General features: G+C 46.0%; 15 protein-coding genes and 1 riboswitch. Of the genes, 3 read left to right on the top strand and 12 right to left on the bottom strand.

The window, feature by feature from the left end; all coding sequences use genetic code 11:
• Nucleotides 1-29 precede the first annotated feature (29 nt).
• Both MHB63_07635 and acpS read right to left on the bottom strand, forming a co-directional pair.
• Nucleotides 30-1,040, bottom strand: a complete 1,011-nt coding sequence (locus MHB63_07635) for an outer membrane lipoprotein carrier protein LolA (protein ID MEK3806434.1) — start codon at nucleotides 1,038-1,040, stop codon at nucleotides 30-32.
• 141 nt (nucleotides 1,041-1,181) lie between these two features.
• Nucleotides 1,182-1,547, bottom strand: a complete 366-nt coding sequence (acpS, locus tag MHB63_07640; GenBank protein MEK3806435.1) for a holo-ACP synthase — start codon at nucleotides 1,545-1,547, stop codon at nucleotides 1,182-1,184.
• 109 nt (nucleotides 1,548-1,656) lie between these two features.
• On the opposite strand from acpS, the gene MHB63_07645 reads away from it, so the two are divergent.
• Nucleotides 1,657-2,253 carry a rhomboid family intramembrane serine protease gene (locus tag MHB63_07645; protein MEK3806436.1) on the top strand — a complete coding sequence of 199 codons (597 nt, stop codon included), beginning with the start codon at nucleotides 1,657-1,659 and terminating at the stop codon, nucleotides 2,251-2,253.
• A 40-nt stretch (nucleotides 2,254-2,293) separates the two neighbouring features.
• On the opposite strand, the gene MHB63_07650 is transcribed toward MHB63_07645, so the two are convergent.
• The 7 genes from MHB63_07650 to MHB63_07680 form a co-directional block, all read right to left on the bottom strand.
• On the bottom strand, nucleotides 2,294-3,736 hold the full coding sequence (locus MHB63_07650; GenBank protein MEK3806437.1) for a PH domain-containing protein: 1,443 nt from the start codon (nucleotides 3,734-3,736) through the stop codon (nucleotides 2,294-2,296).
• Nucleotides 3,726-4,205, bottom strand: a complete 480-nt coding sequence (locus MHB63_07655) for a PH domain-containing protein (protein MEK3806438.1) — start codon at nucleotides 4,203-4,205, stop codon at nucleotides 3,726-3,728. The genes MHB63_07650 and MHB63_07655 overlap by 11 nt, the downstream gene beginning before the upstream one ends.
• A 121-nt stretch (nucleotides 4,206-4,326) precedes the next feature.
• Nucleotides 4,327-5,295: a UV DNA damage repair endonuclease UvsE gene (gene uvsE, locus MHB63_07660; protein MEK3806439.1), complete on the bottom strand. Its 969-nt coding sequence runs from the start codon at nucleotides 5,293-5,295 to the stop codon at nucleotides 4,327-4,329.
• A 112-nt stretch (nucleotides 5,296-5,407) separates the two neighbouring features.
• A complete protein-coding gene (locus MHB63_07665; protein ID MEK3806440.1) occupies nucleotides 5,408-6,904 on the bottom strand; it encodes a DEAD/DEAH box helicase in 1,497 nt (498 codons plus the stop codon).
• A 153-nt stretch (nucleotides 6,905-7,057) separates the two neighbouring features.
• Entirely contained in the window at nucleotides 7,058-7,765 is a 708-nt protein-coding gene (locus tag MHB63_07670; protein MEK3806441.1) for an alpha/beta fold hydrolase, read from the bottom strand.
• Nucleotides 7,766-8,081: 316 nt separating this feature from the next.
• Entirely contained in the window at nucleotides 8,082-9,449 is a 1,368-nt protein-coding gene (murF, locus tag MHB63_07675; GenBank protein ID MEK3806442.1) for a UDP-N-acetylmuramoyl-tripeptide--D-alanyl-D-alanine ligase, read from the bottom strand.
• Between the two features lie 91 nt (nucleotides 9,450-9,540).
• Nucleotides 9,541-10,626 (bottom strand): D-alanine--D-alanine ligase, encoded by a 1,086-nt coding sequence (locus MHB63_07680; protein ID MEK3806443.1) that lies wholly within the window; start codon nucleotides 10,624-10,626, stop codon nucleotides 9,541-9,543.
• 277 nt (nucleotides 10,627-10,903) lie between these two features.
• Between MHB63_07680 and MHB63_07685 the strand changes: the two genes are divergently transcribed.
• Both MHB63_07685 and MHB63_07690 read left to right on the top strand, forming a co-directional pair.
• A complete protein-coding gene (locus MHB63_07685; protein ID MEK3806444.1) occupies nucleotides 10,904-11,224 on the top strand; it encodes a thioredoxin family protein in 321 nt (106 codons plus the stop codon).
• 56 nt (nucleotides 11,225-11,280) lie between these two features.
• Nucleotides 11,281-11,387, top strand: a riboswitch (SAM riboswitch).
• A gap of 77 nt (nucleotides 11,388-11,464) precedes the next feature.
• Nucleotides 11,465-12,520: an LLM class flavin-dependent oxidoreductase gene (locus tag MHB63_07690; protein MEK3806445.1), complete on the top strand. Its 1,056-nt coding sequence runs from the start codon at nucleotides 11,465-11,467 to the stop codon at nucleotides 12,518-12,520.
• 670 nt (nucleotides 12,521-13,190) lie between these two features.
• Here the strand turns inward: MHB63_07690 and MHB63_07695 are convergent.
• The 3 genes from MHB63_07695 to MHB63_07705 all read right to left on the bottom strand — a co-directional run bounded on the left by MHB63_07695 (nucleotide 13,191) and on the right by MHB63_07705 (nucleotide 15,134).
• Nucleotides 13,191-13,571, bottom strand: a complete 381-nt coding sequence (locus tag MHB63_07695; protein MEK3806446.1) for a hypothetical protein — start codon at nucleotides 13,569-13,571, stop codon at nucleotides 13,191-13,193.
• Between the two features lie 117 nt (nucleotides 13,572-13,688).
• Nucleotides 13,689-14,447: a methyltransferase domain-containing protein gene (locus tag MHB63_07700; protein ID MEK3806447.1), complete on the bottom strand. Its 759-nt coding sequence runs from the start codon at nucleotides 14,445-14,447 to the stop codon at nucleotides 13,689-13,691.
• Nucleotides 14,448-14,534: 87 nt separating this feature from the next.
• A complete protein-coding gene (locus MHB63_07705) occupies nucleotides 14,535-15,134 on the bottom strand; it encodes a DedA family protein (GenBank protein ID MEK3806448.1) in 600 nt (199 codons plus the stop codon).
• Nucleotides 15,135-15,227: the final 93 nt, after the last annotated feature.

A 15,227-nucleotide genomic window follows, 5' to 3' on the forward strand; every position in this document is an offset into this window, starting at 1 on the left:
ATCGGATGGCTCACACGCCATCCGATTTTTTACTTGATTGCCTGCCCCTGAACTGATTGTGCGACCCGGATCATTTCTTCCTGAGAGAGATCCTTTGAAGCAATCATGTATTCCACTCCGTCGTACGTCCAAGTCAGCGACTGTTCTGTGAGCGCTCCAACCGCAACTCCAAGGTCCACCGGCTCGCCGTTTACTGAGGAAGAAGTAGCGACAGTTGCCGCAACGGCTTTTTCCTGGATAAACGTGTACGATTTTTCTCCGTCATACGTTTGTACGACCCGCTTGCCGTTTTCTGTTGTCATTTCTTTTTCCTCGGTCAGCTTCGCGCCTTCAATTTCCTCAAGCGGATATTTCACCGAGAATGGTTTAGAGTCAACAGCTGCAGACGTCTCAACATCTACACTCGCAAATGACATATTCTTCTCCATGTCGAATGAATTTTTATCGAACTTCGCACCAAAGTCAAAATCCGTAAATTCAACGACAACCAGAGGGTTTCTGTCTGTATCCATCACTTTTACAACCGACGGCTTCAGGTCCTTTTTGTTAAAGGTAATTTCCTGGAGAGGAAGCATCTGGCTGTTCTGGTAATTGGTTTTTGTTTCAAACACATACTCATTTTTCGTTGACTTGAAGATTGAGTCTGCATCACTCTTGATGTCTTTTACGAGTGATTCAAACAAGTATGCCTGACTGCTGTTCTGCGGCCATTCGCTTTGGAAGCGGAAGCTTTTCTTCAGAGCGGGCGTTAACACAAACACGCCTTCATTGTTTCTTAAAATCATCTGGCTTTGGTCTTTTTCTGCGTTTTTCAGATTCACTCTGTAGAAGGACGGCTGTTTATGCCAGATTTCCACCTCGTAGATCTGAGGCTCGCTTCCTGTCTGCAGGGTCATCTGCGCCTTTGCTTTATACCCCGACAGCTCTTCTACCTTTTTGTCCAGATTCTCCACAACATCCGTTTTGGATTTCTCGCCGCACGCTGCAAGCATCAGAACGGCAATGATCCCCACCACCAGCAATAAAAAGTGCTTTTTCACCTATTCAGCCCCTTTGTCTCATATGACGTAAAAAGGAAGAAACGCTCCTTGAAAGCACCGTGCTCCGGCACGGTTCGATCAAACGACTTGTCTCTCCTACCGCTGTACAAATATATGAGGGTCAGGGCGTGAATATGCAGACTAGCTTGACGAGCTTTCAATTATTACTTGAGCTGCCGCATACTCCCTTGTGTGGGTAATGGACAGGTGCACGGAAAATCCTTTCATATCAGGCTTTACAATCATTGGCCTGCCAAATTCATCTCTTATAATTTCAATATCCTGAAAGCTGAGTGCCCCGCCGATGCCGGTGCCCATCGCTTTTGAAAATGCTTCTTTGGCAGCAAATCTTCCCGCTGCGTACTCTGTTTTTCTTGTGCCGGAGTAAGAATGATAGGCATCCTTTTCCCGGTCTGTCAGGATCCTGTCAATAAACTTCGGCTGCCTGAGAATCATTTTTCCGATCCGGTCTATTTCCGCAATATCAAGGCCGATTCCTTTGATCATTAAACCGCCTTCTTTCTTTCTAATGTGTTTGCCGCCGTGTACTAATATGCCGTCTGAGCTCATAACCGTGGTAATATAGAAGAAGCCTATAGAATAGGAGACATGTTCTATGTTTACAAGATCTGAAGATTTCAGGACGTTCATTCGTCTCTATCCTGTTGTAACAGCCATTGTCTGTATCCAGGTGCTGCTCTGGCTGCTGTTTTTAATACCGCTCCCTGATATTACGTTCTTCTTTGCCTCTATTGTAGGGTACAACGGAGGCGTTGCCAATGGCGAATGGTGGCGGCTGATTACGCCGATCTTCCTGCACGCAAATTTTGCCCACATTCTGTTTAACAGTGTGTCCATCATTCTCTTCGCGCCTGCTCTTGAGCGCATGCTTGGAAAAGGAAGGTTTCTTTCTGCCTACCTGGCAACAGGAATTATCGCAAACCTTGCAACCTATTTTGTCATTGAAGACTTAAGCTATACCCATGTTGGTGCATCGGGCGCCATTTTCGGCCTTTTCGGCATCTACCTGTACATCGTTGTCTTCCGGAAAGACCTGATCGATTCGTCAAACTCACAGCTGATTATCACGATTTTAGCTATTGGCATTGTGATGACCTTCATCAATACGAACATTAACATTATTGCCCATATTTTCGGTGCAGTAGGCGGCGCCCTGATTGCCCCTCTTTTTTTGAAGAGGCCGGGGCGTTAGCTGCATCCGTTTTATCCGTTTACAGCAAGACGCCGTCCCATTAAAGGACGGCGTCTTTTCTTGCGCTTTTTTCATAAGAATACCATTCAAACATTTCCCCGGCATCCTTCAGATCCACGCCTTTCACGTGAAAATGAGTGCCGCCGAATCCCGAGGTAGCGGACGCCTGCAGGGAAGCAAGCTCAAGCCGCTTTTGAAAATACGACTGTTTGCATTCCAGGACCTGGATTCTCTTTCTTTTAGCCAAATAAGTTGTTTTGACCACGGCCCGGGAAACAAGCGTGAGCTGATCTCCTCTTGTATTCCAGCCGCCGGCTCGAAACGCAGCAAGGCCTGCTGCCAATGCGGCAGGAATGGTTAAAAAGGCGAGATAGCCCCAGGGCTCGAAGAAATAGCCGATGATGCAGGAGAGAATGACGAAGGGGATGGTATAGATAAGAAGATAGCCCCTCTTCGCTCTTTTAGACAGAGGAGTCAGCTGTTCCTGCATTGTATAGTCAGGCGCAAACTCCTTTAACACCTCTGCAATTTTTGCTTTTTTGATCAGCGGGAATAAGACGGCTGACATGTTTTGATTGTTTAGGCTGCCCCCTGCACTCAAAAGATGGACAGTAGCGTAGCCAAGCGGTTCCCTGATTGGATTTTCGCTGATTTTCACAGCCTGTATCCGCTCAAGCGGGATTGTAAGCTGGTGCTTTTCAAATAAACCTCTGGATATGATCAGATCCTCATCTTTTTTAACGACTGTAAAGTTCGCAAACTTCAGGCACACCCCGATAATACTCAGGACCCAGGCGATAAAAAAAGCGAGAAATACGATTATGGCGTAAACCGTGATGCTGGCATCTGTTAAAAATGACACGCGGTTTATCAGCTTATCAAACGGAATCAGCTCGTCGAACTGGGAGATGAATGCAAAAGCGGCTGAGAGCACAACACCAATGCCGCTTGAGGTTGAAGCTGCCACAAGGAGCTCTTTCATCCCGATTTTATAGACAGAACCCGGCTCTTCAACCGGTTTTTCAGCCTCTTCTTCAGCTGGAACTTCTTTTTTCCGCTCTGCCAGAGCCTCATTTATGCGGCGTGCTTCTTTACGTGTCACGGCAGTCAGCACAGCCTCCGCCTCAATCCCTCCCCCTGCTGTCTCGAGCTGGAGTTTAACAAGGCCGAACAGCTGCTGGACAATGCCGGCACTTTCGTTGATGGACTGAATCCGTTCAACCGGTATGTATTTTTTCTTTTTCACAAAAAGACCGTATTCAATTCGAAGCTCATTCTCTTCAAATCTGTAGGTGTATTTCGTCCAGCTGATGATGCTGAATATGACCATGACTGACAGAACGACGGCAAGGCCGATAAAGAAATAAAGCTTATAGTCATTCACAAAGAACAGAACAACAAACGGAAACAAACCGTCTTTCAGCTGTTTAAAGAATGTCAGAATGGCTGCTGCGGGATGCAGTCTTTTCGGTTCAGACATCATCTTCTGTCACCCTCGCAAGCTTTGAGATGAAGTCGCGGAGCTGGTCCGCCTCCGCCACATCAAGTGCGGGTATTTCATGGACGGTTGCCGCCGTGCTCACCGTCACAGTTGCAAGGTCATGCTTTCTGAGCAGAGGTCCCTGCTTTGTGTTCACGTGCTGCACTCTTACCATCGGTACAATCACGCGCGTAATAATAAACAGCCCGGACTGAATATCAATTTCGTTCTCATGCACTTCATACCGCCATGTACGGTGCTGAATTTTCGGAGTGATAAAAATAAAAACAACCGAAAACACCAGCCAAAGTCCGAATGCAGCCATGGTGATCCAGATTGGAAAATCAAATGCGTAAACCGCATAGGCAAGTCCCCCGGCTGCTGCCAGAAATATGATTGACTGAATAAGGGCAGAAAGCTTCCATACTTTTAAAGCCCGTTCGCTGATCCTGTGCTTAGGTGCGTCTCTCATCTGTGTTCCCCCTAAATAAATCTCTCTTTTTATACGTTTTTGAAATAGATTTGTTTCACTTATTTCTAAATGATTCCATATTTATTATAGCGGGATGCGGGGAACTTGAACAGGAACAGCTCTATCGGAGATAAAAAGAAGCTCCGTCTATTTTTTCCACATTCGGATAGGCGCACATCTTTTCCATCAATGCAAAAAGGGCGTCATCCTTCTTCTTCGCTTCGATCATACAATCAATCTGCGGTACGCTCCCTTTGATTTCTGACAAGAACGCCATGAACAGTTCAGGGTCCACGTACTCTGCATGGGCATTGAACTCACTATCGCTGCGGGGGCTTGAAATATGCATTTTAACCGGGAGAGGCGAATGCTCCCAGCTCGCTGTCACCCTGTCCCAGTGACTCCTCCAGTCTGAATCCTTCTCATGATTTGCGAGGTGGTGGTGATAGTCAAACACCAGAGGAATGGCAAGCTTTTCGCATAAATACATTGCATCCTGCAGAGTAAAAACGGTATCATCGTTTTCAAGCATCAGCATTTCCTGAAGCTTTACAGGCACATACCCCCAGTTATGAATGAACTGCTCGAGCGCTTTATCCTTGTTGCTGTATGCACCTCCCACGTGAATGACGCACCTATGTTCATGCGGAACACCCATCCCTCTCAGGAGAACTTCATGCATACTCAGGGTTCTGAGTGAAGTATTCATAATTTCAGGTTTAGGCGAATTAAGAAGAACAAAATGATCAGGGTGAAAATCGACCCTCATCCCTGTTTTTCGAATCCAGTCACCAAGCTCCTTAAGCGGCTCTTTCAAGTCCCGCAGATAGTGAAAATCCTTCACTTCAGGGTGATTGGCCAGCGGAATCAACTTTGAGCTGAATCTAAAAAAACGAATGTCATTACCCGTATTATGCTTGAGTATTCTTAGGCAATTAGCAAGATTTGAGGCAGAAATTCTGGCCAGCTTTTCGATGGCCGCTTCTCTGTCCTGCAGTCGCTGAAATTGAGCGAACGTCATTGTTTGCGACGGGGAGCAATTGGTTAAATTCACACTCATGGCTACATAGCCAAGCCGGACAATGGTCAAAAAGAACACCTTCTTTCCCTGTTTCACTTTAGGGTTCCCATTTCCGGATGCGATTACTTTTTCGCATGCAAAAAACGCACTGTGCAAGGAGCACAGTGCGTTTTGACTTGTATTAGTTAGATGATGAAGAGTTTGAATAACGGCGTTTGCCGCTGTTAGTGCTTGGCTTTCCGCCCTGCTGTCCGTAAGAACGTTTGTTGTTCTTGTTGTAAGGACGCTGGCCGTCTCTTCTGCCGCCGCTGCGGTTGCTTGAAGAAGAAGATGAACGTTTGCCGCCTCCGCGCTTGTAAAGCGGAGATTCTTCTGTCAGGTTAACCGGAGTCTGGTTCGGCTCTTTCGTCATAAGCTTGATCGCTGCTGCAAGAACAGAAACTTGATCAAATTCTTCAAGCAAAGCTTCAGCTGTGCGCTTGTAGAATGATAAGTTGTCGTCAGCGATTGCCTGACGGATTTTATCAACAGATACGGATTGCTGGCCTTCAAGAGCCTCATCAAGAGTAGGAGCCTTCATGCGGTCCATTTTGCGCTTCGTTGTGCGCTCGATGATCTTCAGCATATCCTGTTCTCTTGGCGTTACGAATGTCATCGCAGCACCTGTTTTACCTGCACGTCCAGTACGGCCGATACGGTGTACATAGCTTTCAGGATCTTGAGGAACATCGAAGTTGTAAACGTGAGTGACACCAGAGATGTCAAGTCCGCGAGCAGCAACGTCTGTTGCTACAAGAACTTCAATCGCACCTTCTTTGAATTTGCGCAATGCAGACATACGCTTAGCTTGAGTAAGGTCGCCGTGAATTCCTTCAGCAGCATAGCCTCTTAGCATTAATGCTTCAGAAAGCTCATCTACTCTGCGCTTTGTGCGTCCGAAAACAATCGCAAGTTCAGGTGACTGGATGTCAAGAAGACGTGTAAGCACATCAAACTTTTTCTTCTCCTGTACTTCGATGAAGAATTGCTGAATGTTTGTAACAGTCATTTCTTTCGCTTTTACTTTTACGATCTCAGGGTTCGTCATGAACTTTTCAGCAATGCGTCTGATCGGATCAGGCATTGTAGCTGAGAAAAGCAAAGTTTGGTGCTCTGATGGCACATTTGAAAGAATGTTCTCAATGTCTTCGATGAATCCCATGTTCAGCATTTCGTCCGCTTCGTCCATAACAACAGTCTGAACATCAGATAATTTCAATGTTTTACGGTTAATATGGTCAATAAGACGGCCTGGAGTTCCAACGATGATGTGAGGGAATTTCTTCAAAGAGCGGATCTGGCGGTTAATGTCCTGTCCACCGTAGATCGGAAGTACACGTACGCGTTTTGATGAACCGATTTTGTAAAGCTCTTCTGATACCTGGATAGCAAGTTCGCGGGTCGGTGCAATGATGATTCCCTGAATCTTATCTTGTTTAACGTCGATCTTTTCGATAAGAGGAATACCGAATGCAGCTGTTTTCCCTGTACCTGTTTGCGCCTGGCCGATTACATCTTTATTTTGAAGCCCAAGCGGAATCGTTTGTGCCTGAATTGGTGTAGCTTCTTCAAACCCCATGCGGTTAATGGCGTCCATTAATAATGGGCTGATACCTAGTTCTTGAAACGTAATTGTCAATTTGTTCTACTCCTTTTAATCCTTATAGCTTCACAGACTTTCATGTATGGTGAAACAAAAAACGCCCCATCGGGCAAAACGTTAGCTTATAAAAGCCCGTAAACACTTAAATTCAATCATATCACTTTTTATATACTTTTACAACAAGGCGTATTATTTCACACTTGTCTTAGTCTGCGCCGTTAAGAAATTTTCTATAAGTTCTGCGACCTCCGGAAACTCTTCCCCATGGCAGATCAGATGCTTCGAACACGGCATAAAGCAAAGCTCCTTCTGCCTTGAACGGATTTTTTCATAAATATAAACAGCGCTTTTGACAGGCACAATTCCGTCACATTCTCCCTGTACAATCAGTACAGGTATAGTTATTTTCTCCAATAATGGTCGGATATACCTCACAAGCTTCCTGAATTGCAGAGCTGCAGCAATCGGCGTTTCCATCACTTTTTTTCTGTATCTGATAAAAAGTTCATTGTTTGCGCCTTCCCCCCTGATGGCATCTGCAATCAGCCCTTTCACATCGAGAAGCATCTGGCGCGGATTTAAGTAATGCGCAGCTGCGCTGAGAAGCACAAGCTTTTCAACCGGATACCTCGAGGCCAAATACGCTGCGATCAAGCCGCCCATTGAAAAGCCTATGATATAGACCTCGGAACATTCTTCAAGCAAATCCCTGAGCTCATTTTCAGCATGCGCAATCCATTCGCTGAATTCAATCCCCTTCAGGCTCGGCGTTTCACCGTGGCCCGGAAGCGTCGGCGACTTCAGCACCCAGTCCGTCCGTTCCTGCAGGTAGCTGACGAGAGGCTCCACTTCATAAGGAGCTCCAGTAAATCCGTGTATACAAAGGCATCCTTTCATATCACTCTCTCCCGAATGAACATATTTTTATACCGGGTTTTAAAAATAAGAGGATTGAAAAAAAAGAACCCGGGTATATAAAAAGTACCCTGGGTTACTATATTTCAAAACAAAAAGGAGCGTTCATCATGACCGCATTAAAAAACAGTGCATATGAAGTTGTAAGTGAGCTTACGCCGTATTCCATCGGGGTCGGACTTGTCGTACTCGTTATCTCTCCATTTATTTTCTGAACGTCATGGACCAAGGTCCTTCCCTCTTTCTTTTCGTGTTTCTCTGACAGATCAAAAGAAGGACCGGCTGCTTTATTTCATTTCTAGAGAAGAGCTTGAACAACCTCTTCAAGCTTCATTCCGCGCGAGGCTTTTACAAGAACAAGGTCTCCAGCTTTCGCCGTTTGCTTAAGGTCTTTAATAAGCTCCTGCTTATCCTGATAAACGTGAATCACTCCGCCATCGAGGTTCTTCCTTGCACCTTCGGCTATTTCTGCCCCGAGCTTTCCGTATGTGAAAAGATGCTGCGTTTCGGCTGCATCGATTGTTTCGCCAACCTCACGGTGAAATTGAACCTGCATGTCATCCCCTAGCTCAAGAATATCTCCAAGAACAAGAATTTTCCGGCTGTATCCGTCCATATCGCCTGCAAGCCTGATGGCAGCTTTCATGGATGTCGGGCTTGCATTATAGGCATCATTGATGACAGCAAGACCGCCTTCTGTTTTCGTCAATTCCAGGCGCATGCCCGTCATCTGAATATCCTTCAGCCCTTCGCTGATCTTTTCTTCTGTCACGCCAAGGAATTCAGCTGCTGCTATGGCAGCGAGCGCATTGCCGACATTATGCTTTCCAAGCACAGGCAGGAACAGTTCTTCCCCGCGGCCGCGAATGGTAAAAAACGTGCCTTTTTCTGTGTGTCTGATTCCCTCGGGAGAATACGTGTTCTCAGCAGATGCTCCGAATGAAATCTTCTTATATGAAGCGTCCCCAATACGCTCTTTAAGCAGAGGCTCTTCCCCGTCGTAAATCAGAACACCTTCAGGTTTAAGACCGCTGACAATTTCAAGCTTGGCTTTTGCAATTCCCTCTCTTGACCCGAGATTCATCATGTGGGATTCCCCGATGTTGGTAATGATCGCAGCATCCGGCTTGGCAAGATTCGAAAGAAGTTCGATTTCCCCGAAGTTGCTCATGCCCATTTCAAGCACGGCTACCTCTGTATCTTCCGTCATGCTGAGAATTGTAAGCGGCATGCCGATATGATTGTTGAAATTCCCCTGCGTTTTGTGGACACGGAACGTTGTTGAAAGTAAAGCTGCCACCATATCTTTCGTGGTTGTCTTTCCATTGCTTCCTGTCACGCCTACAACTTTCAGGTTCAGCTGGTCAAGGTAGCTGCTTGCGAGGGTTTGAAGAGCTTCCAATGTGTCTTCAACCAGAATGACAGCACCTGAAGGAGGGTTCGGTTTTGAACGGTTCCAAAGAGTGGCCGCCGCTCCGTCAGCAAGAGCCTTTTCGGCGAAATGATGGCCGTCGAAGTTTTCGCCTGCTATCGGTACAAACAGTGTACCTGCCTCAATCTTTCTGGAATCCGTTGTAATGCCATGAATTATGGTGTTTTCATGCTGTGGCGCAAGGCCTGATCCGCCCGCCATTGTCTGAATGTCGCGCAATGAACGTTTAATCATGATCTATAATCTCCCTTCTTATATGTAAGCTGCCTTCTGCATAATGAATAAGAAACACTATTCTTTTACGAATAGTGTTTCCAGGCTTTCCTTAAAACGTGTGCTTAATTTGCTGCTTGCCTTCGTGGCGCTCAAGAGCAAGCTCGACAAGACGTCCGATAAGCTCAGGGTACTCAACGCCTGTATGCTTCCAAAGAAGCGGGAACATGCTGTATGGCGTGAAGCCCGGCATTGTGTTCACTTCGTTGATCAGCGCTCTTCCGTCTTCTGTCAGGAAAAAGTCTGCGCGTACAAGTCCTGATCCGTCGATTGCCTTAAAGGACTTAATGGCAAGCTCTTTAATCAGGGCATATTCCTCTTCCGTAACCTGTGCAGGAATCATCATGTCCGTGTCGCCGTCTTCGTATTTCGCTTTATAATCATAGAATTCTTTTTTAGGAGCAACTTCACCGACAACCGAACAGATCGGCTCATCATTTCCGATGACGCCGATTTCAATCTCGCGTCCGATAATGCCTTCTTCAATAATGATTTTGCGGTCATAATCAAATGCTTCGGCGAATGCTTTTTCAAGTGACGCGCGGTCTTTGCATTTGCTGATGCCGACACTTGAGCCCAGATTGGCAGGCTTAACAAAGCAAGGATACCCAAGCTCCTGCTCCACTTTATCATAAGCTTCTTCAGGCGCCTTTTTCCACTCGCTCTTAATATAAGAAACATAGTTAGCCTGCTCAAGTCCCGCCTGGGCAAACAAGTTTTTCATAATGACTTTATCCATGCCTGCTGCAGAAGCAAGCACACCGTTTCCAACATACGGAAGGTTCAGAAGCTCAAGCATGCCCTGAACAGTGCCGTCTTCACCGTTCGGTCCGTGAAGAAGCGGGAATACGACATCAATTTGTTCGTTCGTTTCATCTGCTTTTGCAGGGAAAAGATCCTGATTCAGCGCAACCGGAGAAACCGCTGTGCCGTTTTGGCTGAACTGAAGGGCAGCAGGTGAAGCAGCCGGCTCCGTAAGCTGCGGTCCGCGGAACCATTCGCCTGTTTCGGAAATGTAGATCGGATGTATATCAAATTTATTCGTATCAAGTGCTTTTATAACAGCAAGTGCCGTCTGCAGGGAAACCTGATGCTCTGCGGACTTGCCTCCATATAATAATCCAACTTTAATTTTCATGCGGATATCCCCCTAAGAAAAGTTCATCTCTACTATATTATCACTTTCGGCCCAAATTGTTATAGCCCATCATGGATTTCTTTATAACATTCGGGCAAAGGCACAATTTGCGTCCTTTTAAGACGTTTCCAATTTCAGTAAAGCAGGCGAATGTAAGAATGTTTGCCTTTATCCTGTTTTTTGCCGGCAATTACTCCGCACTTTTTTCACGCATCAGGCATTTCCTGCATGCAAACCACCCGTTTTGTATTAAAATAAGGGCAAGGAGGTCTGATTCATGAAACCAATTACATCAGAAGAGCAGTTCCAAACATTAATTACCCAAGATCAAGAGGTGCTAATCAAATTTTTCGCAGACTGGTGCCCTGACTGCACAAGAATGAACATGTTTATCGGCGAAATTATGGAATCTTATTCCTCATATGAGTGGTATGAAATCAATAAAGATGAATTCCCTGAAATCGCAGAAAAATACCAGGTTATGGGGATTCCAAGTATCCTGATTTTTAAAAACGGCGAGAAGCTCGGGCATCTTCACAGCGCGAACGCAAAGACTCCTGACCAGGTGACGGAGTTCCTTCAGGAGAAGCTGGGCTGATTTTTAGAATTGACATACTAATCAAATTATTTTATGATACAACTAATTTCATACGTTTCTTATCAAGAGAGGTGGAGGGATATGGCCCTTTGAAGCCTCGGCAACGGATCTGACAGCAGAAACCGTGCCAATTCCAGCAAACAGTTTGTTTGAGAGATGAGAGCTAGAACTTGCACAGCAGAACCAGCCTCTCTTGTCTAACAAGAGGGGCTTTTTTATGCAGAGAGAGGGGATTCCGCAATGAAATACGGTTTTTGGCTGCCGATCTTCGGAGGATGGCTCAGAAATGTTGAAGATGAAAATATGCCTCCTACTTACGCCTACGCACAGGAGGTTATCCAAAAAGCAGAGGAGTGGGGCTATGACACCACCCTTATCGCCGAGCTTTACTTAAATGACATTAAGGGACCTGAGCATGATTCGCTTGAAGCCTGGACAACGGCTGCCGCTCTTGCCGCCGTCACGGAGAAAATTGAAATTATGACAGCTGTCAGACCCGGCTTCCACAATCCTGCTGTCACGGCAAAGATGGCAGCAAACATTGACCACATCAGCAATGGACGGTTTACCCTGAACGTTGTTTCTGCCTGGTGGGAAGAAGAGGCACGGCAGTACGGCGGCATTTTTACAGAACACGACGCACGCTATGACCGGACGGAAGAATTTATTGAAGTCCTGAAGGGGCTTTGGGAAAAAGAAACGTTTACGTATCAGGGAAGATTTTATGACCTGATGAATGCCCGCCTTTCACCTAAGCCGGTGCAAAGGCCTAATCCGATTCTCTATGCGGGAGGAGAAAGCCCGCGCGGAAAAGAAACGATTGCCGAGCATTGCGATGCCTATGTGATGCACGGGGGAACGGCTGGTGAAATCAAAACGAAGATTGACGGCATGAAGCAGCTCCGGGCAGCACGCGGAAAAGAGCCATTCCAATCGTTCGGAATGGCTGCCTATATCATCTGCCGGGATACCGAAGAAGAAGTCCAGCAGGAGCTGAAGCGGATAACCGATGTAAAAGAATCATCCGCCTATGCAGGATACAAAGACTTCACAACAAAGTCCCGGCTTGAACAAAAGCTTGAGCTTTATGACTACTCGGTTTCAAACCGCGGGCTGCGTCCAAATTTGATCGGCACTCCTGAGCAGATCGCTGACAAGATCCTTGAATATGAAGAGGCAGGACTTGATTTATTGCTTCTCCAGTTCTCGCCGCAGCTCGAAGAAATGGAGCGTTTTTCATCACAGGTCATGCCGCTTGTGGAAAAGAAACGGAAACAAGGTACATTCTCGCTTTGAAAAGTCAGTAGATAAATAGACGCACAAAAACGCTTGGATCTTATTTGCCAAGCGCTTTTTGTGCGTTGTTTTAATTTCGTACTTAAGGTACCCGTTCCTTTGCGCTCCATCACCACGGGTAGGGCAGGAGCCTCCTGACGAAACTGTCAAGTGCTTTCCTTGATGGCTAACCAAAGAGATGTGATACTTCTCAAGCTAAAGAAGACGTGAATCCATTCTCCTCTCTTTTTAATCGCAGGCTGTTTTTATGCTGAATCTAAATCTCACATCGTACCCGTTCCCTTGCGCTCCAGTCACTTGCTTTCCGCGGGGAGTGCCTGGAGCCTCCTCGCTGCGCTTGCGGGGTCTCCAGTGCCCTCTTCATGCCCCAGAAAAGCGGAAGCGCCCGTTTTGCTCCGGCAGTCAGATAAGAAATCCCCCGAAAAGTCCGGGTTTGACTTTTTGGGGGATTTTGTTCTGACAGAGGAGTTGGGCGCTGCAGCTGGACAAGGAGTCAAGTGCCTTCCGCTTCAGTCCACTGGTGCATTAAATTTAAATTTAGAAAACAAGGACAACGGCATAAAGGCAAAAGTCTCAACTTCGTTCAGCACTCTGTTAAACGTGGATTTTCACATTTTATCTGTATTGGCTAAAAGCTTTAATCAATCACCTGTCAGTTAAAACCACAAAGTCACCAATTTTCCGGAACTTTAACCAGTACATACTTTTTCGTCCACATTTGAGTGGAAGCAATTAATCTTTCACCGTCTTTTTCAAAGAACAGACCGCTGCCGTCTTTTCGTTTTAATTTCCATCCATTGGCGGCAAGCATGCGTTTAGTTTCTTGATCCGCGATTGAAGCACCCCTGTTTTCACTGCGTGTGATGTACCAGACATGGCCGTTTTCAGAAGCAATTTCAACTATTTTACGATCCGTGTTTTTCAGTCTTTCAATAGCTTCTTTTGCCGTTATTCCGCTTATGGGAACAGGGGGGTAATACCATTTATTCACATAAGCAGCAAGCGCAAGCAAAGCTAAAAAGACACCAGCAGTGAGAACGGCTTTTTTCAATGGACCACATCCTTTTAACAAATCGTTCAACGCCTGCATCACATCTTCAATAAGGAAAGTGATTATTCCTTTTTCAGCACAAAAAAGGGCCGAACCTTCAGCCCTCTTCCCTTTTCATTATTCCGGCTTTACAGCTTCAAAAGTAATCGTCTGCCGGTCATGCTCCGGTGCTTTTCCATATGTATAATCCGCCGAAATGACAATGTCCGTAAAACCAAGGCGTTCGAGAATCAGCTTAAATTCCTTCACTCCGTACCATCTCATGGCAAACCTCTGCAGCTCGGTTTCTGAAAGCTTTCCGTCTTTCCACTTTTCATACTTCAGATAGGTGATAGAATACTGCTCAAGCACGCTGTACTCAACCTGCTTTGCCTCCATTGTGATGATGTGCTGATCGGGCGTTTCCCACGTACTTGTAAACACTTGATTCAGCTGTTTTTCCGGCTGCAGGTCAAGATCCAGAATAAGTCGGCCTCCCTCTGTTAAATGGTCATAAAAATTCTTCAGCGCATGGATAGATTCTCTTCTGTCCTCAATTAAAAGAAAAGTGCCCGCAGGCAAAATAATGGCCTCGAATTTGCCGGGAAGCTTAAATTCACTCATGCTTGCTTCTGTGAGCACTGGACGAAGTCCTCTTTCCTCACAGCGTTTTCTGCATGAGTCCAGCATATGTGCCGAGGTATCCAAGCCCTCGATAGCGAATCCGTCCTCAAGCAAAGGAATATACACCCTTCCAGAACCTGCACCCGGCTCAAGGATTCTTCCCTTCACTTCACGCAGACGTTCTCTGTAAAACTCCAGATCGCCAAAGGAATGGCCCACCGGCTTGTCTAAATCGTATACTTCCGTTGCTAGCTTGCTGTACTGGCTGAACATTCACATCCCCCTTGCCGCGCATTCTACTATTATTAATAGCCCTAAACGCATCGAACATACATTTAATCAAACGTTTGTTTAATTCGCTTACATTCTTTTTTCTCCTGCTTCATTTTTTTTCATTAAGTAATAGCCAATGCCAGCAAGCGTCATAATGAGAATCATCGGCAGCACAAACGGCTCTGCGGCTTCTTTAATTTGCGTCCAGTTCGTGCCAAGCTGAATGCCCATATATAAAAAGAAAATGGTCCAGGGAATCATGGCTGCCACCGTGTACACGGTGAATCTCCAGAGCGGCATTCTCCCAATCCCGGCAGGAATGGAGATGGCGTGCCTCACAACAGGGATAAATCTTGCCGTGAAAATAACGCCCGCTCCGTATTTTTCAAACCATTTTTCAGAAAGATCCAGATGATGGCTGCTGATGAAAAGATATTTTCCAAACCTCTCAAGAAAAGGTCTTCCTCCGTAATACCCCATCCAATAAAGAAACAGCTGGGCTAGTGTTCCGCCAACAACGCCGGCGATGACAGCACCAGTAAAGTCCACTCGTCCGAGCGAGATCAAATATCCTCCGTAGCCAAGTACAATTTCACTCGGAATGATTTCAATCATCAAACCGAGTGCAATCCCGTAATATCCAAGATCTGCAAGCATCTCAAGCAATGTGTAAAGTAGCTCCTTCATAATGGCTCCTTTTCTTTTCATATTTCAGCAGCCTGTGCGGCCAAGCCTTTCTCACATATATATGCTTGTTTTACTTGCTCTAATCTCATAAAA

This window comes from Bacillus sp. FSL H8-0547, assembly GCA_038002745.1.
Classification (GTDB): domain Bacteria; phylum Bacillota; class Bacilli; order Bacillales; family Bacillaceae; genus Bacillus_P.